This window comes from Salipiger thiooxidans (genome assembly GCF_900102075.1).
Lineage (GTDB): Bacteria > Pseudomonadota > Alphaproteobacteria > Rhodobacterales > Rhodobacteraceae > Salipiger > Salipiger thiooxidans.
In genome coordinates, this window is sequence record NZ_FNAV01000035.1 from 1 (window position 1) to 20,840 (window position 20,840).

At 64.8% G+C, this 20,840-nt stretch carries 21 protein-coding genes and 3 pseudogenes; 5 read left to right on the plus strand and 19 right to left on the minus strand.

The features are described 5' to 3' along the window. Positions 1–271 (minus strand): annotated as a pseudogene (locus BLQ77_RS26520) (transposase); the annotation flags it as partial. A gap of 104 nt (positions 272–375) precedes the next feature. Between BLQ77_RS26520 and BLQ77_RS26525 the strand changes: the two are divergent. The 4 genes from BLQ77_RS26525 (at position 376) to BLQ77_RS26545 (ending at position 2,611) form a co-directional block, all read left to right on the plus strand. Continuing rightward, positions 376–687: a hypothetical protein gene (locus BLQ77_RS26525; protein WP_089964098.1), complete on the plus strand. Its 312-nt coding sequence runs from the start codon at positions 376–378 to the stop codon at positions 685–687. A gap of 505 nt (positions 688–1,192) precedes the next feature. Continuing rightward, a complete protein-coding gene (locus tag BLQ77_RS26535) occupies positions 1,193–1,507 on the plus strand; it encodes a hypothetical protein (protein WP_089964099.1) in 315 nt (104 codons plus the stop codon). Positions 1,508–1,523: 16 nt separating this feature from the next. Next, positions 1,524–2,279 carry a heparan-alpha-glucosaminide N-acetyltransferase gene (locus tag BLQ77_RS26540; protein WP_242661880.1) on the plus strand — a complete coding sequence of 252 codons (756 nt, stop codon included), beginning with the start codon at positions 1,524–1,526 and terminating at the stop codon, positions 2,277–2,279. 35 nt (positions 2,280–2,314) lie between these two features. Next, positions 2,315–2,611 (plus strand): hypothetical protein, encoded by a 297-nt coding sequence (locus BLQ77_RS26545; RefSeq protein ID WP_089964101.1) that lies wholly within the window; start codon positions 2,315–2,317, stop codon positions 2,609–2,611. A gap of 259 nt (positions 2,612–2,870) precedes the next feature. Here the strand turns inward: BLQ77_RS26545 and BLQ77_RS26550 are convergent, their stop codons facing one another. The 17 genes and pseudogenes from BLQ77_RS26550 to BLQ77_RS26630 all read right to left on the minus strand — a co-directional run. Further along, complete coding sequence (locus BLQ77_RS26550; protein ID WP_089964102.1) at positions 2,871–5,084, minus strand: nitric oxide reductase activation protein NorD; 2,214 nt, start codon at positions 5,082–5,084, stop codon at positions 2,871–2,873. Continuing rightward, the gene (locus BLQ77_RS26555; RefSeq protein WP_089964103.1) at positions 5,077–5,880 is read right to left on the minus strand and encodes a CbbQ/NirQ/NorQ/GpvN family protein; all 804 of its coding nucleotides are present in this window, start codon (positions 5,878–5,880) and stop codon (positions 5,077–5,079) included. The genes BLQ77_RS26550 and BLQ77_RS26555 overlap by 8 nt, the downstream gene beginning before the upstream one ends. 97 nt (positions 5,881–5,977) lie before the next feature. After that, complete coding sequence (locus BLQ77_RS26560; protein WP_089964104.1) at positions 5,978–7,021, minus strand: aliphatic amidase; 1,044 nt, start codon at positions 7,019–7,021, stop codon at positions 5,978–5,980. A 63-nt stretch (positions 7,022–7,084) separates the two neighbouring features. Next, complete coding sequence (locus tag BLQ77_RS26565; RefSeq protein WP_089964105.1) at positions 7,085–7,909, minus strand: urease accessory protein UreD; 825 nt, start codon at positions 7,907–7,909, stop codon at positions 7,085–7,087. Next, the gene (gene ureG / locus BLQ77_RS26570; protein WP_089964106.1) at positions 7,906–8,562 is read right to left on the minus strand and encodes an urease accessory protein UreG; all 657 of its coding nucleotides are present in this window, start codon (positions 8,560–8,562) and stop codon (positions 7,906–7,908) included. Before ureG ends, BLQ77_RS26565 begins: the two co-directional genes overlap by 4 nt. Next, positions 8,559–10,271 (minus strand): urease subunit alpha, encoded by a 1,713-nt coding sequence (gene ureC, locus BLQ77_RS26575; protein WP_089964107.1) that lies wholly within the window; start codon positions 10,269–10,271, stop codon positions 8,559–8,561. The genes ureG and ureC overlap by 4 nt, the downstream gene beginning before the upstream one ends. Before the next feature lie 2 nt (positions 10,272–10,273). After that, on the minus strand, positions 10,274–10,957 hold the full coding sequence (locus BLQ77_RS26580) for an urease subunit beta (protein ID WP_008882960.1): 684 nt from the start codon (positions 10,955–10,957) through the stop codon (positions 10,274–10,276). Between the two features lie 18 nt (positions 10,958–10,975). Beyond that, positions 10,976–11,656, minus strand: coding sequence for an urease accessory protein UreF (locus BLQ77_RS26585; RefSeq protein WP_089964108.1), 681 nt, complete (start codon positions 11,654–11,656; stop codon positions 10,976–10,978). Beyond that, positions 11,653–12,111: an urease accessory protein UreE gene (locus BLQ77_RS26590; protein WP_008883277.1), complete on the minus strand. Its 459-nt coding sequence runs from the start codon at positions 12,109–12,111 to the stop codon at positions 11,653–11,655. The genes BLQ77_RS26585 and BLQ77_RS26590 overlap by 4 nt, the downstream gene beginning before the upstream one ends. Further along, the gene (urtE, locus tag BLQ77_RS26595; protein WP_008883493.1) at positions 12,111–12,803 is read right to left on the minus strand and encodes an urea ABC transporter ATP-binding subunit UrtE; all 693 of its coding nucleotides are present in this window, start codon (positions 12,801–12,803) and stop codon (positions 12,111–12,113) included. Before urtE ends, BLQ77_RS26590 begins: the two co-directional genes overlap by 1 nt. Continuing rightward, a complete protein-coding gene (gene urtD, locus BLQ77_RS26600) occupies positions 12,803–13,549 on the minus strand; it encodes an urea ABC transporter ATP-binding protein UrtD (protein ID WP_089964109.1) in 747 nt (248 codons plus the stop codon). Before urtD ends, urtE begins: the two co-directional genes overlap by 1 nt. A 15-nt stretch (positions 13,550–13,564) precedes the next feature. Next, entirely contained in the window at positions 13,565–14,710 is a 1,146-nt protein-coding gene (urtC, locus tag BLQ77_RS26605) for an urea ABC transporter permease subunit UrtC (RefSeq protein ID WP_008883010.1), read from the minus strand. A 3-nt stretch (positions 14,711–14,713) separates the two neighbouring features. Further along, on the minus strand, positions 14,714–15,607 hold the full coding sequence (gene urtB / locus BLQ77_RS26610; RefSeq protein WP_089964110.1) for an urea ABC transporter permease subunit UrtB: 894 nt from the start codon (positions 15,605–15,607) through the stop codon (positions 14,714–14,716). A 54-nt stretch (positions 15,608–15,661) separates the two neighbouring features. Continuing rightward, a complete protein-coding gene (locus tag BLQ77_RS26615) occupies positions 15,662–16,909 on the minus strand; it encodes a transporter substrate-binding domain-containing protein (RefSeq protein WP_008883171.1) in 1,248 nt (415 codons plus the stop codon). A gap of 309 nt (positions 16,910–17,218) precedes the next feature. After that, positions 17,219–17,827, minus strand: a complete 609-nt coding sequence (locus BLQ77_RS26620; protein ID WP_089964111.1) for an ANTAR domain-containing response regulator — start codon at positions 17,825–17,827, stop codon at positions 17,219–17,221. Further along, the gene (locus BLQ77_RS26625; protein ID WP_242661881.1) at positions 17,827–19,035 is read right to left on the minus strand and encodes a transporter substrate-binding domain-containing protein; all 1,209 of its coding nucleotides are present in this window, start codon (positions 19,033–19,035) and stop codon (positions 17,827–17,829) included. Before BLQ77_RS26625 ends, BLQ77_RS26620 begins: the two co-directional genes overlap by 1 nt. A 217-nt stretch (positions 19,036–19,252) precedes the next feature. After that, positions 19,253–19,471, minus strand: a pseudogene (locus BLQ77_RS26630) (transposase); the annotation flags it as partial. A 67-nt stretch (positions 19,472–19,538) separates the two neighbouring features. Here BLQ77_RS26630 and BLQ77_RS26635 point away from each other — a divergent pair. Beyond that, on the plus strand, positions 19,539–19,826 hold the full coding sequence (locus BLQ77_RS26635; protein ID WP_131822071.1) for a hypothetical protein: 288 nt from the start codon (positions 19,539–19,541) through the stop codon (positions 19,824–19,826). Between the two features lie 575 nt (positions 19,827–20,401). Here the strand turns inward: BLQ77_RS26635 and BLQ77_RS26640 are convergent. Continuing rightward, positions 20,402–20,840 (minus strand): annotated as a pseudogene (locus BLQ77_RS26640) (transposase); the annotation flags it as partial.

Here is a 20,840-nt window from a genome sequence, read left to right on the forward strand (position 1 = left end):
ACGAACCCGGTTGTCTGCCGGAGCGCCATGCCGAACAAAACCTTCATCGAAAGGCACGTCTGGATAGCGGCATCGCTGTAGGTCTGCTGTCGGCCACGCCGGCCTGTCGCCGCGCCATCCCAGCTCATCTCAGGGTCGAACCAACCTCTCGTGACATTGCTGCGCAATGCACTGCCGGTCAGTGGATCGTCAGCGAACCCCGGCGCTTGAGCGCTTCGTTATAGGCTGGCCAGTTCCTGGTCCTGTAGGTCGCGGGTATGGGTCTGCTCATGCATCCCGGCTACCACGCTGGATTCACGAGATGAATCCCTCACGCGATTTGTGCAACAGAGCCCATCCAGTGAGATCTTTTTCGCAACCGTAGAGAGGACCAAGATGAACAAGACCACATTTGCACTCGGCGCCATCGCCGCCATGGCGATCAGCGGATGCGTCGAAGACTCGGGCAGCATGGATGCGCCCGCCGCAGGCACACCTGCCGTTGGCAGCGCCTCCGATCTGTCGTCCTTCGAAGGCGCCCGGGCTGGCCAGGCTGAGGGTGGCATTCGTGCTTTAGGCTATGAAGCGATCCGCAGCGACGGGCTGACGACCTATTGGTTCAACCGCGAAACCGGAGCCTGCGCGAGCGTCACCACATCAGATGGTCGCTATTCTGACGTGACGATGCTTCCAGCCGAAGACTGCTGACGCAAGGCGCGTGGGACGCATCTGCAAGTGGGGGCTGGTGATCTACCTCATCCTCTGGGGGGTGGCGATGATCATCCTGCTATCGAGACCTTCGGCCTTTTCGGGAAGGAGAAGGACCCCCTTTCCGGGGTGTTCCTCCTGCCTCTCGGCCTTCCGTGGGCCCTTTGGCTACACGGTTTACCTGAAAGAGCGGGGCTGATCATGGCCATGCTCGCTCCGCTCATCAACATCGTGATCCTGACTGCCCTGTGTCGCAGGTTGAGACGGGAGCGGAACTGACCGGAAAGGACGGACAAGAATGCACTTTGACCTGGCCCATTCTCTCGTCGCGGCAGTCCTGATCCTTGTGACAATGATCAGAATGCAGAAAGCGGGTTATTATGTACGTCACAAAGACGGCGGCCCGCGTTAGAGCTGACCGCTCTTCTTCGCAATCTGCGTGGTGATCTTTCTCTTGAACGTCATCTGGCCGTACTAGGCAGCTACCGAAAAAAGGGGGGCTCAGATGGGAAAAGCCTTTGTCGGTGTCATCGCGCTGGTCGTTGGCATTGTTCTCGGAACACTGTTCGGCGGCGCGTTGATCGGCGGATCGGCCGCCGGAGTGGGCCTGGCGACGGGCCTCTCCGCAGGCATCTGCAGCACGGTGCGGGCTGCCCAGGAAGACGGTCTCCTGACCGCAGAAGAGGTGGACCAGGCTCTCAATCGCGCGGCCGCGGACCTCGCCGAGATGGTCGATGCGGAGACCCCCGCCGTAATCGTTGGAAGCTACAGGGAGTGTGCCGCGATTATGGACCAGCTGCGCGCAGCGAGCGGCGAATGACAACCGCGTCGAAACCGTGCTGAGTGCAGAAGATCACCATCCCGTTGTCCTGGCTCCGCGCGAAAGCCGTGCTCGCCTGCTGTGGCTCGACATCGCGCGAACCGTGGCGCTTGCGGCGATGATCGTCTTCCACTTCGTTCGTGACCTGGAGATGTTTGCGCTTATTGCCCAAGGAACGACGCTCGGCGGTTTCAGGGCGGTTTTCGCACGGTGTATCGTCGGGATGTTCCTCTTTCTGTCGGGCGTCAGCCTTGTCGACGCGCACGGTGACGGTTTGCGCTTCGGCCCTTGGGCAAGGCGTTTCGCGAGTATCGCGATGGCTGCCATCCTGGTTTCGGTGGTGACCCGCCTTGCCATGCCCGCCGCCTGGGTCCGCTTCGGGATATTGCACGCGATCGCCCTGTCCGGCGTTTTGGGGCTTCTTTTTCTGCGTCTTCCGGCGGCAGCGGCCGCTCTCGGCGCTGTCCTAGTTCTTTGGATGTCGCTCGCGTTTGGCCGCAGCCTCGACCTTCCGGTGAGCCTGGCGTGGACAGGGCTTGGGGCAAACGTTCCCCCGGCGCTCGACTTCGTTCCGCTCGTCCCCTGGCTCGCTCCATTCCTGCTCGGTATGTCGCTTGCCAAGACCGTTGACCCTGTCCGGCTGGAGCCAGTGTGGCGAGCGCCGCCGCCAGTTATCCTGACGCTCCCAGGTCGGCACAGCCTCCTGGTCTACCTCATTCACCAACCGATCCTGGTCGGCATGCTTGCCGTTGTCACCTGGGCTACCGGGTAGAGCCCTGGCGTCGAACATTTAAAAAGGAGGACAAGATGAACATATTACACATAGTTTCCGCACTTGCCGTGACCTTCGCTCTGACAGGTTGCGTCGAAGATACAGGCGAGACGGTGATATCCGCTCCGACTTCGGCGGAACAGGCCTGCCTGCAACGCGTCTCCATCGAAACAAATAACGGGGATGTCATGGTCATCCGGTCGAGTTTCTCGGAGGCAGGAACGGAAGTGATCGTCGGCGTCGGCCCCCAGGGGGCACCCTGGCAGTGCATCGCCTACCGCGACGGCTCGACGACGCGTCCGATGTCGATGACGAACGAGGGCACTCTCTGAGGGCTTTGCCCGACGACCTGCGTTGGGCGCGTGGCTATGAAGCCCATTGGCGCAGACAGAGCTCGGCTTGCGTAGAAGGTCCCGGAGAAACGCTTTCGGGTCGCGATGGGCTACGTTGGCTCTGTAGCGAACGGGAGCTGACCGCACTCCGTTCGGCACCTGGGTCAGGCTGCATTTCAACTGAGTGTTCTGGAACGGCTGAGAGGCGTCCCGCATTCAGCTCGTCCCTCAAGTCTCAATGTAGCCCGCCCCTGACGCCCTAATTGCTCAGACGTAGGAACAGCGCCGTGAGCCGTTCCGGGAGGGTCGCGATATCTTCGATGGTCACGAAGCGGCCGCGACCGAATATCTCCGCATGACGGCCTCCCGCCGTGTCTCCAAGCGCGATGCAGAAGCAGTCGATTCCCTTTGCGGAGAGCATCTGCACGGCCCGCCTGGCATCGGCGACAAGATAGGCGCGGTCAGGCACATCAATGTCCGACGGCTCGCCATCGGTCAGGAGAAGGACAAGCCGGCGGTGCGATGCCATTTGCTCTAGCGATCGGCCCCCATATCGGATCGCCGCGCCGATGCGTGTGGACCACGCGGGCCTGAGCCCGGTAAGCCCCATGCCTGTCGCCATGCCGAGGCGGTCGTCGAATTTCTTTACCTCGGTGATGCGCATGTCCTCGCGACCGCGTGATGAAAAGGCAGAAATCGCAAGTGGATCGCCCAGCCGGTCCATCGCCAGAGCAAGGATTCCGGCAGCATCGCGTTCCAGCTCCAGCACGCTGCCCGATCCGGTCGTATCCCCCGTTGATCGAGAGCTATCCAGAAGGAGATGTACGCTAATCGAGCGGTTCGGGGCGGATGTTCCTTCGTAAACACGGTGATCGGGCAGTCTTCCGCCACGCAGGTCGATGGCCGCATCGATGGCCGCATCCAGATCCAGCGTCTCACCCTCTGCCTGCCGTTTCAGCCTCCGCCGCTGCCCGACGCTGGCCTGTGAAACCAGCGCGGATGTGCGGCGCAGCGCTTCAGGATGCCTTTCCTGAAGCCGCTGCCAGAAACCAGGATCTCCGGCACCAGGGACGTAGCGGTTCACTGCCACCCAATCGGGTCGCTCGACCCTTGCCGCGTAGTCATATTCGGGCAGCACCATGAGCTGCTCTCCGTCTTGTGGCGCGACCTCTTCAACCGAGAGCGACCCAGGCGCCTTTTCCGGCGGATCGCGGTTCGGAGGGCCTTCGCCAGCCTCGGCACGGCGCCTGTCACGGGTCTCGATGGGCAGTTCATGCTGTTGCTCCGGGGGCTCGTGCATGTCGTCGGGGAAATTCCAGAGACCGACGTTGTCGTCCCGATAGACAGGCTGGACCATGTAGCCCTTCGCATTGAAGTGCACGCGCGTCTGACCGAGATCGTTGCCAAGCAGGTTGCCGATCTGGCGTGAGATGGCCGGATCATGCAGGCGCCCGGATTGTGCCTCGAACAGGGCCGCGCCCTTGGCAACCCAGCCGTGCTTGCGAGGGAAATCGGGATCGAACAGCGCCCGCGCCAGCCGCGCGAAGAGCGACGGCGCGGTGGCGACCCCGTCCGGGCCGATTTCGTGAAAGGCGCCCCAGAGCCGCCTAAGCCCCGGCATATCGCGCATAGCAAGCGTCTCGACTCGAGCGTCTTCGATCAGCGAGACGACCGCGATCTGCATCGGCTTCAGCTGACCAACCTCGAAGGGCGCGCCCCCATAATCAAGATGCGCGCCGACATGCGCCATGGCGGCGCGATAGAGCAGAGCCTCGCGCCCGCGATGATCCGGGAAGCTGGACGGCAGACACAGCACGCCCATGCCGAAGCTGCTGCGTCGGGGCGTGTGCCCCGTTGCATCCGGCAGGGCCTCACGCAGCGGCGGGACCCGCCCCCAGAGCGCGCGGTGCCCTGCAACCAGCGCCTGCTCGAGCGTCCGGAAAATGTCTTCACCCGCGTGACGTTCGAGCAGACGCCGGGCTTCGGGCGTCTCGAGCCTGAAAAAGGCAAGCCGTTTGGCGGCGTCGCGCCCGGCGAACCGCAGGCCGGTGTCGATCCAGGCGTCGAGCGCCTCGGGGGGCAGCCGCTCCGTCAGCATCTCCATGCGTTCGAGCAATGGAAGAAGGCTCTCCGGTGCCGCACGCAGGACGTCGAGCATGCGCTCCTGCCAGCGTGCAAATGCCGGGCTCTCCAGCTTGCGGGCGATCGCAGCTGCGGTATGAAGGTAGAGAGCGGCAATACGCGGGCGTGCCTTGATCGCCACGCGAGAGGCGGCCGGGCCAAGAGCCAGGGCCGGTTCCGTACCCAGCCGCTCGGCCACCTGCCGCGCCGTAATGGCAAAGACACGGGGCACCTCGCCGCCATAGCCGGCCCCCGCAAGTCTGGCATGCATCGCGGCGAACCGATCCAGCGCATCGCCGGGAAAGGCGGCGCGGGTCGCATCCGGCCAACGCGCCTGGTCGCCGTCAGGCACAGGCGTCCACCGCATCTTGCAGCGCTACCCTGATGTCGGGATCGTCGGTGAGCGGGGTGATCAGCGCCAGCGCACAGGCCTGCCGCAGAGGCAGCCCTTCACGGATCAGCCGCCCGGCGTGGATCAGCATCCGGGTCGAGGCTCCCTCGTCGAGGCCGTGACCGCGCAGGTTGCGACTCTTGCCGCCGATCTGCACCAGTTGGCGTGAGACGCCATCGTCGAGCCCGGACTGGGCGGCAACGATCGTCGTCTCGATTTCGGGCGCGGGATAATCGAAATCCATCGCGCAGAAGCGCTGCTTGGTGCTTTCCTTGAGATCCTTCAGAACAGACTGGTAGCCCGGGTTGTACGAGATCACGAGCTGGAAATCGGGGTGGGCGCTGACCAGCTCGCCCTTCTTTTCCAGCGGCAGCACACGGCGGTTGTCGGTCAGCGCGTGGATGATGACGGTGGTGTCCTGCCGCGCCTCGACCACCTCGTCGAGATAGCAGATACCACCGTAGCGCACTGCCAGCGTCAGCGGGCCATCCTGCCAGTGCGTGCCCTCGGGGCCGAGCAGATAGCGCCCGACCAGATCCGAGGCGGTCATGTCCTCGTGACACGACACCGTGACCAGGGGGCGGCCAAGCCGCCAGGCCATGTGTTCGACGAACCGCGTCTTGCCGCATCCGGTCGGCCCCTTGAGCATCACCGGCAGACGTGCGGCATATGCAGCGGCATAGCCGGTGATCTCGTCACCGGCGGCATGGTAGGCGGGCTCCTGCCCGATGCGCCAGGCATCGAGGGTGTTTGTCATCTTCGGCTCCTCGGCGCGACTTCGGAAGAGCGGCCCGGTCCAGACAGGGACCGGGCCGCAGTCAGGGGCGCCGACGGGGAGCGGCGCCCCAATCGGCTCAACGGTGTTCGCTTTCCATCTTTTCGTTCGGGATCCCGTCGATCGGGCTTTCCGAGGTGCCGACCGTCGAGCGGGTCATCGCCTCGACCGCCTCGCGCGTGCCATCCGGGTCCTCGACCCATTTGCGGTAGAACTCGTAGGGCATCGCGGCGGTGCCCTTGTCGCCGTCGCCCGAGTTGATCATGCCGGTGTAGCCGCGGTGCACCAGCTTGAAGAGGTGGTTGTTGGACTGCATGGTCCGGCGCGCCTCGCGGATCAGGGGAACCGACAGCTGGGCGTACTGGATGCCCATCTCCTCAGTACCGCATTCGCCCAGGGACCGCCCGTCGAAGCCGATGATCGCCGAATGGCCGAAATAGGAATAGACCCCGTCGAAGCCGGTGGCATTGGCCACGGCGACATAGCAGTTGTTCGACCACGCCATGCATTTCGACATCATGATCTGCTGTTCCTTGGCCGGGTACATGTAGCCCTGGCAGCGCACGATCAGTTCCGCGCCCTTCATGGCGCAATCGCGCCAGATCTCGGGGTAGTTGCCGTCATCGCAGATGATCAGCGAGACCTTGAGCCCCTTTGGCCCCTCGCAGACATAAGTGCAATCGCCGGGATACCAGCCCTCGATCGGCACCCAGGGCATGATCTTGCGGTATTTCTGCACGATCTCGCCCTTGTTGTTCATCAGGATGAGCGTGTTGTAGGGGGCCTTGTTCGGGTGCTCCTCGTGTCGCTCGCCGGTCAGAGAGAACACGCCCCAGACATCCGCCTCGCGGCAGGCGGCGGCGAAGATCTCGGTCTCGTCGCCGGGGATCTGCGAGGCGGTCTCGTACATCTCCGTCTCGTCATACATGATGCCGTGGGTCGAATATTCGGGGAAGATCACCAGATCCATGCCCGGCAGACCCTTCTTCATACCCTTGAGCATTTCCGCGATGGCCTTCGCGTTCTCGAGCACTTCGGCCCGGGTATGAAGGCGCGGCATCTTGTAGTTGACGACTGCGACGCCGACCGTGTCGTTGCTGCTTCCGATATCACCGTGATGCATGGTGTCCTCTCCTGTGGTTGCGCCGGGGTGGCCCGGTCGATGCGCCCCTTGCGGGGCTCTGGTCTACTTGCGGCGTGGATGCGGCTCCGCGCCGGTGGTCTGGATGCGGTGGGCGCGCCAGGCGGCGCTCAGCGCTCGGCTGAGCTGAACGCCATCCTCGGCAAGGAAGCGCAGGACGCTGACGCCCCGGTCGCCGAATTCGGACAGGCCGGCATAGGCGCCCGTCGCCTCGACGGCCTCGGCCAAGGCAGGCGCGCTGCCGGGAAGGTTCGCGGCAATGATCATGCCAGCGCAGCGCGCGCCCCCGGTGCGGGCCAGCCAATCGCCGCCCTGTAGCTCAAACCGCTCGAGTATCAGTGGTCCCTCCGGCCCGGCCAGCGCGACGCTGTTGGCGAGGTGCCCGAAGGGCCGCCCGTCGCCGTCCGGATCGTGGATCAGCTGGGCGTCTGCCATCAGCAGCCGCGCCCCCTGCCCCAGCCGCGCGCTGACCCGGTTGTCGAGCTGCGCTCCGGACATCAGGATCGCGGGGTCGGGCAGATATTCCAGCAGCGCGCCTTCGCCCACGTCGAGCGTCACCTCCTGCACGCTGCCGGGCCGCCCGCGCGCATCATGCACGACGCTCGAGGCCTGCGTGGTCAGATGCACCGCCGCCCCGGCGCCGACCTGCACCTTGAGGCCGAGGTCATCGTCGCCGTACAGCCCGCCGGACGAGCTTTGCAGGTAGAGCGTTGCCATGCCCTCTGGATCTGCCGGGTGGCGGAACGGCCGGGTGATGTGGAACGGGTGCGGGGTCAGCTGCTCCATCAGATGGGTGCGCCCGACCACGTCGCGGAAGGACAGCCGCGCCCGGACCGGACGGGTGAGCGATATGAAGGCGCTGGAATTCACGCGGGAATATCTTGGAACAGTAGTTCGCGGGCGATGGTGTCGGCGATCTGGTCGATCCCCTCGACCGTCGCCCCCCGCGCCCGGCATCCGATCACCGGGGCATCGCCACGGATCTGCCGCGCCTCGGCGAGGATCGCCGCTGCGTCGACGAAGACATGCGGCGCAAGGTCCAGCTTGTTGATCACCAGCAGGTCCGACTGTACGATGCCGGGGCCGCGTTTGCGCGGAATGTCGTCGCCCTGCGCCACGTCGATGACGAACATCCACCAGTCCACCAGATCGAGCGAGAAGGTCGACGCAAGGTTGTCGCCGCCGCTTTCGATGATGATCAGGTCGAGCCCGGGAAAGGCCGCCTCCAGATCGTCCGCCGCCGCGATGTTCAGCGTCGGGTCTTCGCGGATGACGGTGTGCGGGCAGGCCCCTGCCTCGACCGCGAGCACCCTGTCCGGGTCGATCAGCCCGCCCGCCTGAAGGCGGCGGGCGTCTTCCTTGGTGACGAGGTCGTTGGTGACCACGGCAATCTCGATGCCGCGCGCCTTGAAGACGGGGATCAGCGCCTCGATCAGCGCGGTCTTGCCCGAGCCGACGGGGCCGCCGATGCCGATGCGCGCGGCGCCGGGGCCTTTGCGTGTGATAGGGGGGGAGACGTTCATCGCAGCATGTACCTTTGCGCAAGGGGAAGTTCGGTGGCGGGCTCGCAGGTGGCCAGCTCGCCGTCGACGAAGACCTCGAAGGTCGCGGGATCGACGCGGATGTCGGGGCAGGCATCGTTCAGAAGCATGTCCGACTTGCGCAGCTGCCGCGTGCCGACCGCGGGCAGCAGCGGCTTGGTCAGGCCAAGCGCCCCGTCGAGCCCGTCCTCGATAGCGAGCGGGTTGACGAAACAGGCGCCGAGTGCCGGAGCCGCCTTGCCGAAAGCGCCCCATTGCGGGCGCATGATCAGCGGCTCGCAGGTCATCAGCGACGCCGCGCTGTCGCCCATCGCCCCCCAGGCGATGAAGCCGCCCTTCACCACCAGTTCCGGCTTGATGCCGAAATAGCCCGGCCGCCACAGCACGATGTCGGCCATCTTGCCCGGCTCGATCGAGCCGATGTGCTTCTCGATACCGAAGCAGCGGGCGGCGTTGATCGTGTACTTGGCGATGAAGCGCTTGATGCGCAGGTTGTCGCCGTTGGCAGAGGTCTCGTCCGGCAGCCGCCCGCGCTGAACCCGCATCTTCGACGCAAGCTGCCATGTGCGCGGGATCACCTCGTGGATGCGTCCCATGCCCTGGCTGTCCGAGCCCAGCATCGAGATCGCGCCGATATCGTGCAGCACGTCCTCGGCGGCGATGGTCTGGGCGCGAATGCGGCTTTCGGCAAAGGCCACATCTTCGGGGATCGACGGCGACAGGTGGTGGCACACCATGGTCATATCGAGGTGTTCGTCGAAGGTGTTGACGGTGAAGGGGTTCGTCGGGTTGGTCGAGGACGGCAGGCAGTTCTGCACCCCGGCCACGCGGATGATGTCGGGGGCATGCCCGCCGCCCGCGCCCTCGGTGTGGTACATGTGGATGGCGCGCCCGCCGATGGCCGCGAGCGTATCCTCGACAAAGCCGCTTTCGTTGAGCGTGTCGGTGTGCAGCTGCACCATGAAATCCAGCTCGTCGGCGACGGTGAGGCAGGCGTCGATGGCGGCAGGCATGGCGCCCCAGTCCTCGTGGATCTTGAGGCCGAGGCAGCCGGTGCGGATCTGCTCGTGCATCGCCTCGGGCCGGTGGGCGTTGCCGCGCCCGAGAAAGCCGAAGTTCATCGGCCAGTGCTCGGCGGCCTGAAGCATCTTGCCGGTGTTGAACGGCCCGCCCGAGTCGATGCCCACGGTGATCGGTCCCAGCGAGCCGCCAAGCATCGTGGTGATGCCCGACGACAGCGCATGGTCGACCAGCTGCGCGCTGTCGAAATGCACATGCACGTCGATGGCGCCCGCCGTGGCGATCATGCCTTCAGCGTCGCGCACGGTGGTGCCCGCGCCGACGATGAGCCGCGGATCGACCCCGTCCATCACGTCGGGATTGCCCGCCTTGCCGATGGCAACAATCTTGCCGTCCCTGATGCCGATATCGCCCTTCACGATGCCGGCCACCGCGTCGATCACCACGACATTGCAGATCAGCATGTCGAGCGCGCCCTGCGCCGAGGTCACGCCGACCGCCAGCCCCAGCCCGTCGCGCAGCGTCTTGCCGCCGCCGTGCAGGCATTCGTCGCCATAGCTGGTGTAATCATGCTCGATCTCGGCCCAGAGCTCGGTGTCGCCGAGCCGGATCAGGTCTCCGGTGGTCGGCCCGAACATGGCCGCGTATTCCGCACGTGTCATCTTGACCATGATCAGGCTCCCTTGAAGCCGGCGGCGCGGGCGCGGTCCAGCGCCGTCTCGCGATCCGCACCGTTGGTGAGATTGTTGAGGCCCGACAGGACCTTGCCGCCGCCGAAGGTACAAAGAGTGACCTCCTTCTCCTGCCCCGGCTCGAAGCGAACGGCGGTGCCCGCCGGAATGTCGAGCCGGAAGCCGAAGGCCGCCTTGCGGTCGAAGTCGAGCGCCTTGTTGGTCTCGAAGAAGTGGTAATGGCTGCCGACCTGCACGGGCCGGTCTCCGGTGTTCTTGACCACGAGGCTGGTGCGCTCGCGCCCGGCGTTGAGCTCGATCTCGCCCTCGGCGGCGCGGATCTCGCCGGGGATGCCGACGCGGCCCTCGGGGGCCTTCATGCCGGGGCGGATCGGGTCGTGCACCGTCACCAGCTTGGTGCCGTCCGGGAAGACCGCCTCGACCTGGATCATCGGCAGGAGTTCGGCGACGCCTTCCATCACGTCATCCGACGACAGGATGGTCGAGCCGAAGGAGATGAGATCGGCCACGGAGCGCCCGTCGCGCGCGCCTTCGAGGATCTCGTCGCAGATGAGCGCCACGGCCTCCGGCGCGTTCAGCGTCCGGCCACGGGCGCGGCGCTTGCGGGCAAGTTCCGCCGCGGTGAAGATGGTGAGCCGTTCCAGCTCGGTCGGGGTGAGCAACATGGTGGGAACTCCGGTCTTTCAGGTGGCGAACAGGCTGATCTGCCCGGCCATGCGGCGCTGCGCCGCGATCTCTATAAGGGGGGCGAAGGCGCCGGGCTGCGCGGGAGCGGTGCCGGCGAGCCCCTCGGCCATCGCGGCAGCAATGCCCGCGAGCACACTCTGCGCATCCAGCGCGCCCAGCCTGCCAAGCCGCACCGCCGCCGAGGTCATGCCGGTGACGACGGTGTTCAACGCCCCGGCTTCGGCCTGAGCGAGGCTCAGCCTGAGGCCCGCGCCGATCATCCCCTGCACCACCGGCTCGTAGCCGGTTGCATGGGGCAGCGCCGCCGCGCGCAGGTGGTTGCGGTAAGCCTCGGCGCCCGGCGTGCCGACGCGCGCATGCACCGTCAGAAGCGACCGTCCGATGCGGCGCGATGCGGTCGCAAGGCGTTCGACGGTGTTCTGAAGATGGCAGGTGGTGTCGATGTCCAGCAGCGCCTCCGGCCCCTCGGCATGAAAGGCGCGGCGCAGGAAGGGACGGTCGAATTCCAGCCAGCGCGGGATCACCTGCGCCTCAAGCAGCCGCGCCATGTCGTCGGCACCTTGCACGCGTCCTTCGTTCACCAGCGTCTCCAGCCCCGAGGAAAAGGCGAAGGCCCCCGAGGGAAAGGCGCTGTCCGAACATTGCAGCAGCCGAAGCAGGGAAAGCGCGTCGCTCATGCGGGCTGACTCTCGCGGTCGGGCAGGACCATGACTTCACCAGCGGCGATCATCGGGGCGAGCCGGTCGTGGTAGAGCCGATCCTCTTGTTCGAGGGCAACGAGAAGCTCCTCGCCCTCGAAGCGGACGCGCCAGTGCAGGTTGCCGCAGAAATAGCCCAGCTTCAGCGCCACCGCGCCGTTGCGGGCGGCAAGGCGCAGCCAGCGCTCGGTCTCGACCCGCACCACCAGCGCGCTGTCCTCGTCAATCGCCAGCACGGCGCCGTCGTAGAGCTGCACCTCGCGCGGAAGGGCGAGGGCGATCTCCCGCCCGCCCTCGCTGATGGCGCGCAGACGGCGGCGCGCCAGATCGGCGCGCGGCAGGCGAAGCACATCGACCGCGTGGCGATGGTCCAGCCGGTGCAACGCATCGTGGTAGTCGGCCGCCGGGCCGAGGATGTCGGTGATCATCTGCATCAGATTGCCATGTGTTTGTGGACCATTGCGTCGGTCAGGGTGTCGATTGGGCCGGATTCGACGGCGGTGCCGTGTTCGATCATCGCAAAGGCCTTCGCGGCGCGGCGCACGAAGGCGACGTTCTGCTCGACCAGAAGGATGGTCAGGCCAAGCTCGGTGTTGAGCCGGATGATGATGTCCTCGATCTGGGCGACGATGTTGGGCTGGATGCCCTCTGTCGGCTCGTCCATCAGCAGGACCTTCGGCTTGCAGGCCAGCGCCCGGGCGATGGCAAGCTGCTGCTGCTGCCCGCCGGACAGCACGCCGCCGGGACGGTCGAGATTGTCCATCAGATAGGGGAACAGCTCGGGCACGATGTCCGGAATGCGCCGGGCGCCGGTGGCGGCGAAGCCTCCCATCAGGATGTTCTCGCGGATGGTAAAATCGGGGATGATCATCCGCCCCTGCGGCACATAGGCGATGCCGGCGCGGGCGCGTTCATGGGTGGGGAAGGCCTCGATGGGCGTGCCGCCGAGGGCAATCACCCCCTCCGACCGGTCCGTGAGCCCGAGAATGGTGCGCAGGAGCGTCGTCTTGCCGACCCCGTTGCGCCCGAGGATACCGAGGACCGCGCCCCTAGGCGCGCTGATCGTCATGGCATGCAGCGCCTGGCTGCGACCATAAAAGCTGTCGACATTTGCAAGCGAGAGCATCAGTGCAGTCCTCCGGTGCCGAGATAGGCTTCGCGCACGGCGGGGTCCGCCTCGATTTTTGCCATCGGGCCTTCAGCCAGCAGCTTGCCCATGTGCATCACCGTCACCCGTTCGGCGATCTTGCGCACGAAGGCCATGTCGTGCTCGACCACCAGCAGCGTGTGGCTGCCCTTGAGACTCAGGATGATGTCGGCGGTCTTGAGCGTTTCGGCCTGGGTCATGCCCGCCGTCGGCTCGTCGAGCAGGATCACCCGTGCCTGCTGGGTGATCAGCATGCCCAGTTCGAGCCATTGCATCTGCCCGTGGCTGAGATCGCCCGCCACCGTGTCGAGCACCGGCTCGAGCCCGGTGAGCGCGATGACCTCCTCGATGCGCGCCCGGTCGGCGGCGGCCATGCCGAGCCGCAGGTTGCGGAAGACGCCCGGCACCTGGCTCACGGCAACGCGCAGGTTGTCATGCACCGTCAGGTCGCGGAACACCGAGGGGATCTGGAACTTGCGCCCCACCCCGGCACGCGCGATCTGATGTTCCGGCCGGTTGGTGATGTCGCGCCCGAAAAGCCGCACCTCGCCCCCGGTCGAGCCGGTCTTGCCGCTGATCAGGTCCATCAGCGTCGTCTTGCCCGCGCCGTTGGGGCCGAGAACGACGCGCAGCTCGCCCTCGTCTATCACGGTGGTCAGGCCGTCCACCGCCTTGAAGCCGCCGAAATCCACTTCCAGCGCGTCGATCGTGAGTGCCGCGACCATGGCTGCGCCCTCCCCTTATTCCGCCGGGGCGCCGGTGCGCGCCCGCTGTTTGCCGCCGACGCGCGCATCGGCGATGCGCCCCGCAAGATCTTGCGCCAGCCCGGCAAGGCCGCGCGGCATGTAAAGGACGACCAGCACGAAGATGACGCCGATGATCAGCTTCCAGGCTTCCTGGAACATCTCGGTTTCCGAAGCGGTCGCCTCGATGGTGTTGATGAGGATGGCGCCTATGGCGGCCCCAATCAGCGACGAGCGCCCGCCGACGGCGGCCCAGACCACCATCGAGATCGAGAAGGTGATATCGAGGAACGACGGCGAGGCGAATTCCGCCGCGATGACGTAGAGCATCCCCGCAAAGCCCGCGATCCCTGCCGAGACGGTGAAGAAAAACACCTGGTAGGCGGCAACATCATAGCCGAGGTAGCGCGCCCGGTTGGGATCGTCGCGCGTCGATTGCAGGATCAGCCCGGCGCGGGTCGAGACCAGCCAGCGCGTCAGCAGAAGCACCGCGCAGGTGGACACGGCGACGATGTAGTAGGTCGAGACCATGTAGGGGTCGAACTCGATGCCCGCGACGGTCAGCCAGCCAAGGTCGGTCAGCCCGTTGAACCCGTTCGTCACCGGTTGCGCATCGATGATCAGCAGCCGCACCAGCAGCACCAGCGCCAGCGTGATGATCGCGACATAGACACCCGACACCCGCAGCCTGAAGATCGCCGACGACAGGATCAGCGCCACGATCACCGGCACCGCGATGGCCATGACCATGCCGAACCACTGCGCCTGGAACGGCAGCCAGAGCCACGAGCCCTTGACGATGCAGCACAGTTCCGTCGGCGCGCCCGGCTCGGCGTTCCAGAGCATGAAGTCGGGCACCGGCCTGTCGCTGCCCTGCTGCATCGAGGTGTAGCTTTGCAGCTTCAGCGACATGGCGACCATGTAGGCCCCGAGGCCGAAGAACAGCCCCTGCCCGAGGTTGAGGATGCCCGCGTAGCCCCAGCTGAGCGCGATGGCGATGCCGAGCATCCCGTAGACCAGGTATTTGGCGATGCGGTTGAGCCAGAAGACGTCGTCCATCATCAGCGGAAGGCCAAGCACGATGACGATGAAGAGCGCGTAGATGCCCCAGTCGCCCAGCCTGAACAGCGTGTTGCGTGTCATGGGTTACCTCGAGCGGAAGGAGAACAGGCCCCGCGGGCGCCACAGGATGATGGCGATCACCACGCCGAAGACGACGGCGCGGGCGAGGATGTCATTGAAGAGAATGGCGAAGACGCCGTTGATCTGCCCCAGCAGCCCCGAGGCGAGCACCGTGCCCAGCAGCGAGCCGACACCGCCCACGACCACCACGAGGAACCCGTCCACCACGGTCGAGGCGCCCATGTCGGGCATCACGGTCTTGAACCCCGCGAGCAGCACGCCGGCAACGCCCGCCAGCCCCGAGCCGTAGGCGAAGGTGAAGGCCGAGACGCGCCGAACGTCGATCCCGCAGGCCGCCGCGATCTGCGGGTTGCGCATGATGGCGCGTACCTGCGTGCCCATCGACGTGCGATACATCAGAAACCAGGTGAGCAGCGTCAGCAACAGCGTCACCACGATGATGAAGCTGCGATAGGGCTGGATCGGCACGCCGCCGATCTCGAACGGCTGCGTCAGGAAGGACGGCACGTCCATGCTTTGCAGCCCTGGCCCCAGACCCTCGACATGGATGCCGAAGAAGCTCAGGCCGAACTCCAGCCGGATCAGCTGTTGCAGGACGATGGCGACGCCCCAGGTCGCCAGCAGGGTGTCGATGATGCGCCCGTAAAGCCGCCGGATCACCAGCCTTTCTAGCGCCATGCCGACAAGGGCGGACACCGCGAAGGCCAGCGGCAGCGCAAGGAAGAAGTTGAGGTTCAGGTAGATCCCGGACAGCACCGCCGTATAGGCGCCGATCATCACCAGTTCGCCATGGGCCATGTTGATGACCCCCATGGCGCCATAGGTGATGGACAGGCCAAGCGCGATCAGGAGCAGGATCGACGACAGCGACAGTCCGATGAACAGGGTTTCCGTCATGGGCGCGGGTCCTTTGCGGAGAAGGGCGAGGGCCGGAGCCCTCGCCGGAAGGGCTCAGAGCTTGGCGCTGTCGAGCCCGTCGGTGGTGCAGAACAGGTTCTCGGGCGTCTCGCCGTAGGCCACGTAAGGCAGCGGCTCGACCGGCTCGTCATAGGCCTCGATGATGGTGCCCTGCCCGTCCTCGCCCCATTGCGCGATGCGCGGGGTCAGGTAGGTGTGCAGGTTCTCGGGATCGACCATGACCTTGCCGTTGGGCGCATCGAAGGTCTGGCCGCCGATGGTCTCGCGGATGGCATCCGGCGAAGCCTCGCCCGCCGCCTCGACCGCCTGCTTCCACAGGTAGACCTGGAAATAAGAGCTTTCCATCGCGTGGTGCGTCACGGCGTTCGGGTTGCCGGTGTAGGCGCGGTACCGCTCGATGAACGACCTGTTCTCCTCGCTGTCGATGGCCTGGAAATAAGGGAACGAGGTGTAGGACCCGGCGGCGTATTCCGCCCCCATCGCCGCGATTTCGATTTCCGAGGTGACGGTGGCGCAGATCGGGATGTCCTCCTGGCTGATGCCCTGGTTTCGGAATTCGCGGTAGAAGGCGATGACGCTGTCCCCGACCACGTTGGACAGCACCGCATCGCAGCCCGACGCCTTGATCTTCGAGACCATCGCGCCCCATTCGGAGTGGCCCAGCTCGAGATATTCGTCCGCCACCCATTCGCCGCCGTTCTGCTCGATCAGGATCTTCGAGACCTTCGCCATCTCGCGCGGGTAGATGTAGTTCGAGCCGACGATGAAGATCTTCTTCTTGCCCAGCGTGTTGATCATCCATGGAATGAAGTTCGACAGCTGCTGGTTGGGCACCGCGCCGGTGTAGACCACGTTCTTCGAGCATTCGAAGCCTTCGTAATAGGTCGGATAGAACAGCATGTTGTTGCGGCGCTCGAAGACCGGCAGCACCGCCTTGCGCGACGCCGAGGTGTAGCAGGCAAAGACCGATGGGACCCGGTCGCGCAGCACCAGCTTCGATGCCTTCTCGTTGAAGGTCTTGGGATCGGACGCGCCGTCCTCGACCACCGGCTTGATGGTCATGCCGTTCACGCCGCCCGCGGCGTTGATTTCCTCGATGGCCATGAGCGTGGCATCGGCCAGCGATTTCTCGACGATCGAGAGGCCCCCGGTCTGCGAGAACAGGACGCCGACCTCGATCTCGCCGGCGGCACCGGCGCGGCCGGGTATCAGCGAGGGGGCGGCGAGCGCGGCGCCGAAGGCGGCGCCGGTCTTCAGAAAGGATCGACGGTTGGTCGTCATGTTGGGTCTCCCTGTGCGCACCTGTCCCGTCCGCGCAGGCGCAAGACGCGCCCGCACGCAGATGGACCGTGCAATTTATCGTTTGTGACCGATGGGTTGAGGAACTCGCGGACCTTAGGGCCCGGAGAGATGAGGCGGTTTGAGTCCTGCGACACACCGCAGGGGCGCTTCGGCCACAAAGTGGCGCGGAACCGGCCGGCGCGTCATTGGGCCGACCGAAAACGAAAAATGCCCACACCTACCTGCAAAGGTAATGTTGCGAGCTTCGTTGCTTCAACGGATGGGCGTCATTGGCCAACCGTTGATTCGTTATACTGCGCCCTTTCCACCCGACAACAGGTCATTTGCCTTGATGATTGCTTCTGCCATGTCTTCTATCGAACATCGCTTGGACATTGCCTGTTTTCTAATCGTATCGAAGGCGTCTTCCTCGGAAATCCCCTGCACCTTCATCAGAATCGACTTGGCGCTGGCGATCTGCTTCTGACCGGAGAGCTTCTTTTCGAGCTTGGCGGCCCGGTCGCGCAGCGCATCCTGCCGCTGCTGGTTGGCGCGGGCGACGACCATGTTGGTCATGATCCCGAAGCTGCGCACCGGCTTCGAGGTCACCGCCACTGCGCCGATGTCGACGACGATCTCCAGCATGGCCGGGTTTTCGTAATCAACCACGCAGATAAGCGCGGGAGCGGGCCTGTCGACCTTGCGCATCATCGAACGGACCTGCTCATGACTGTCGAAGAACAGCCCGGCAAAGACCACGTCGACCTTGGGCGGAAGCCCCTTTTCCGGCGGCCAGACGAGTTCGGTCCGGCAGCCGATGCGCGCGAGCTGTTCGAGGATGGTCTGGCACTCGGGATCGGGCGGATGCACCACCGCCACCGTAAGGCTGCGCAGATCCTTCAGACGGAACCGCGCCATCAGTCCCCGCCCGCGCCGGCACGGGCGAGACTCGCGGCATCATCGTGTTCCACGAGATAGGGCTCTGGTGCCTCGGGCGCGCTCGCCTCGCGCACGATCTCGAACGCGCCACCCGGCCTCACAACGCCGATGCGCGGCCAGAGATAGGTGTGGTGGGTCACCGGGTCGATGCGGACGGTGCCCTGCGGGGCCTCGAATGTGAACGTCGGCAGGGCCTCGAGGATCTCTGCCCGAGAGGTCGTGCCGGCGCGGCGCACCGCTTCGGCGTACATGCGGACCTGGAAATAGGCTGCCTCGACCTCGGAAGAGATCGGCGCATCCGCACCGAACATGCTGCGATAGGCGGTAACGAAGCGCTGGTTGGCCGGACTGCGGATCACGCTGAAATAGGGGGCTGACGTGATGTTGCCGATGCACGCCTCCATCCCGGCCGCCTGGCATTCAGGCTCGCCGAAGGTCAACGATGCAATTGGTTGCACGCTCCGGTCGAAGCCCGCGTCATGATAGGCTCGGTAGAAGGAGACCGCCCCCTCTCCCACGACTGTCGAGAATATCACGACCCGTCCCGCCCGGCGGATCTTGTGTATGGCCTCGTCGACCTCGGATTTCGAGGGTCGCAGGGGAATGTAGATCTCGTCGATGACCTTGCCGCCGCGATTGGCGATCAGATCGCGCATGATCCTGTTGGATTCATAGGGAAAGACGTAGTTGGAGCCGACAAAGAAGAAGCGCGGCTCGTAGGTCTCGCACAGGAAATCCGCCAGCATGCGGGCCGTCTGTTTCGGGGTCGCTCCGGAATAGACGCAGCCTTCGAGGAATTCGAACCCTTCGTAGACCGTGGGATAGAACAGCAGGGCGCGGCGGCGGTCGATCACCGGCAGCACCGCCTTGCGCGTCGACGACATGTAGCACCCGAAGAGCGCATCTGCCCCCTGCGCCAGCAACCGTTCGGCTTCCTCCCGGAATTTGGCAGGTGTCGACGCCGGATCGCAATCGAGGGTCCGCAACGGCTGCCCGAGGACGCCGCCTTCGGCGTTGATCTCGGAAACCGCCAGAAACGCACCCTGGCGTTGTGCACGTTCGATTACGGCAGTTTCGCCGGTCTGCGAGTAAAGCAAGCCGACTGTGACCGGCCCTTCGTTTGAAGCCATCGTCTGTCTTTCTCGTATGATCTTGCCGCTCGGATCGTTCACGGCAATGTCGGTCACGGATGTCAGACTAACGTCTTGGCGACAGCTGAACAAGAGGTCGCGGCCAACTCACGCCACGCGCAAGGTATCGGGCTCACGACCTTGTAACGCGCTCTGTGGGTGGGCCATTCGATGAAATCCGACGGCGGTGAAAGTCGGCTTCGTCCGGATGGCGTTGAAAAACTCGACCCGAATTTCCGGCCGGCGAGTTAGGCAGAGCGTCCCTGCTGATGTCTCAGGCCAGTGACGGCCTCAGCTTGGCGAGTCTGCGGAGGTTGTGGACGGTTGCCGCTATATGGAACTCGTCCTTGGCGCCGTTCGGTCCTCGGAGGCGAAGGCGGTCGAGACCGAGTATACGCTTGAGGTGGGCGAAGAGCATCTCGACTTTCTTCCTGGCATAGCCCGACGCAACATATGCGTCGGTCGTGGCGACCTCCCGCGCCTTTTGACGCGCGTGACCTGCTGCGCTCAAGCGGCAGATAGCCTTCATCGCAGAGCCATTTCACCATCGCGTAACTAGCATGAAGCCTCTTTTGCAGTTCCGGCTTGGTCAACCCATCATCGGGGGGTATCGCGAGCTTTGCCCTCACCTCCTCGACGTCGACAAGAAGGCCGCCGAAGTTGCGTTGGCGCGGGAGGCATCCAACGAATTTCAGATGATTGCTAAGGATGAGAGTCACGATCTCGCCCGTGCTGCAAACCACCTTGCGAGCCGCAGTTTGAAGATCGGACTGCCCGGCCTCAGGAACCGCAACAGTTTCCGCGTGTCTCAGTATCTTTTTCCGGAACTCACGGATCGCCAGGACTGAGTAGCGGGGTTTTGCCTTCGCAGTCTCGCTGACAGGCGCAACAAACCCCCATTTGCGCATGACGTCGAACTGGCTTCTGGAAATCCCAAGTTCCCGCTGAGCTCTCCCCTGGCAAACCGACATTGATGTGTTTATAAGGAGCGGCCTAACCAGCTCGGCGTCGAACAGATACTCACCGTCGTTTCGGCTTGCTCCGGACGGACTCTGCAAAAAGCCTTCTGCTTCAAGGATACTGCGCAGTCTCTTGGGATGAAGACCGGCTTCTTTCGCGGCGGATGCCACTGAATGCACACGGCGTCGAACACAAGGTTTGCCAAGCACCACAGTGCCGGTAGCAATCGGATATGAAGAGGTGATGTGGTCGTGCACGATGTCCCTTACACGATCATATTGCTGCGCCTTCGCACCTGAATAGAGCCACTGGTAGAACCGCCCGAAATGCGCCTGGGGACCGCCAGTCGATCCACCATGTCTACGCTGGAGATCGCGAAGGCTTTCACGAAAAGCCGCTTCACCCGCTGAGAGGACAGAGAACCCCGCTCCACCCGAGGCCGCCCAACCTCGTTCATCCAAGGCTAGTAAATCGACGTTCGCACCGCTGCGCAGGACTGCTCCCAGCATCTCACTCGTCTTGATGACGACCTGCAGTCCAAACTTGTCGAGCCAATTGTGGGTATGCCGAGCGCGGTGTAGCCGTTCAGGACGACGATGCGGACTTGGAGCTCGGCGACCTGTCGGTCGAAGTCCCGTGCCATGAGCCGCTGGCCCAGCAGTTTCACACAATGCATCTTGGTCTCGACGCGGCTCCGGCGGTGGTATCCGCTCCATCGTCGCCAGAGGGCCCGGCCGAGGTATTTCGCGGCGCGCAGGGCCTCGTCTCGGGCGGCCGCGCCAGCTGTTGATCACCTTCCACGGCTTGGCGTTCCTGCGGGGTGGAATAACGGCGTGAGCGCCGCGTTCAGCGATGGCATCGTGGCACTTGCGGGTGTCGTAGGCACCGTCTGCCGTGACACT

Coding starts and splice junctions, on each gene's coding strand:
- BLQ77_RS26525 (WP_089964098.1), top strand. CDS start 376: ATGAACAAGACCACATTTGCACTCGGCGCCATCGCCGCCATGGCGATC.
- BLQ77_RS26535 (WP_089964099.1), top strand. CDS start 1,193: ATGGGAAAAGCCTTTGTCGGTGTCATCGCGCTGGTCGTTGGCATTGTT.
- BLQ77_RS26545 (WP_089964101.1), top strand. CDS start 2,315: ATGAACATATTACACATAGTTTCCGCACTTGCCGTGACCTTCGCTCTG.
- BLQ77_RS26555 (WP_089964103.1), bottom strand. CDS start 5,880: ATGACAAACACCCTCGATGCCTGGCGCATCGGGCAGGAGCCCGCCTAC.
- BLQ77_RS26560 (WP_089964104.1), bottom strand. CDS start 7,021: ATGCATCACGGTGATATCGGAAGCAGCAACGACACGGTCGGCGTCGCA.
- ureG (WP_089964106.1), bottom strand. CDS start 8,562: ATGAACGTCTCCCCCCCTATCACACGCAAAGGCCCCGGCGCCGCGCGC.
- ureC (WP_089964107.1), bottom strand. CDS start 10,271: ATGGTCAAGATGACACGTGCGGAATACGCGGCCATGTTCGGGCCGACC.
- BLQ77_RS26580 (WP_008882960.1), bottom strand. CDS start 10,957: ATGTTGCTCACCCCGACCGAGCTGGAACGGCTCACCATCTTCACCGCG.
- BLQ77_RS26585 (WP_089964108.1), bottom strand. CDS start 11,656: ATGAGCGACGCGCTTTCCCTGCTTCGGCTGCTGCAATGTTCGGACAGC.
- BLQ77_RS26590 (WP_008883277.1), bottom strand. CDS start 12,111: ATGCAGATGATCACCGACATCCTCGGCCCGGCGGCCGACTACCACGAT.
- urtE (WP_008883493.1), bottom strand. CDS start 12,803: ATGCTCTCGCTTGCAAATGTCGACAGCTTTTATGGTCGCAGCCAGGCG.
- urtD (WP_089964109.1), bottom strand. CDS start 13,549: ATGGTCGCGGCACTCACGATCGACGCGCTGGAAGTGGATTTCGGCGGC.
- urtC (WP_008883010.1), bottom strand. CDS start 14,710: ATGACACGCAACACGCTGTTCAGGCTGGGCGACTGGGGCATCTACGCG.
- urtB (WP_089964110.1), bottom strand. CDS start 15,607: ATGACGGAAACCCTGTTCATCGGACTGTCGCTGTCGTCGATCCTGCTC.
- BLQ77_RS26615 (WP_008883171.1), bottom strand. CDS start 16,909: ATGACGACCAACCGTCGATCCTTTCTGAAGACCGGCGCCGCCTTCGGC.
- BLQ77_RS26620 (WP_089964111.1), bottom strand. CDS start 17,827: ATGGCGCGGTTCCGTCTGAAGGATCTGCGCAGCCTTACGGTGGCGGTG.
- BLQ77_RS26635 (WP_131822071.1), top strand. CDS start 19,539: ATGAAGCCTCTTTTGCAGTTCCGGCTTGGTCAACCCATCATCGGGGGG.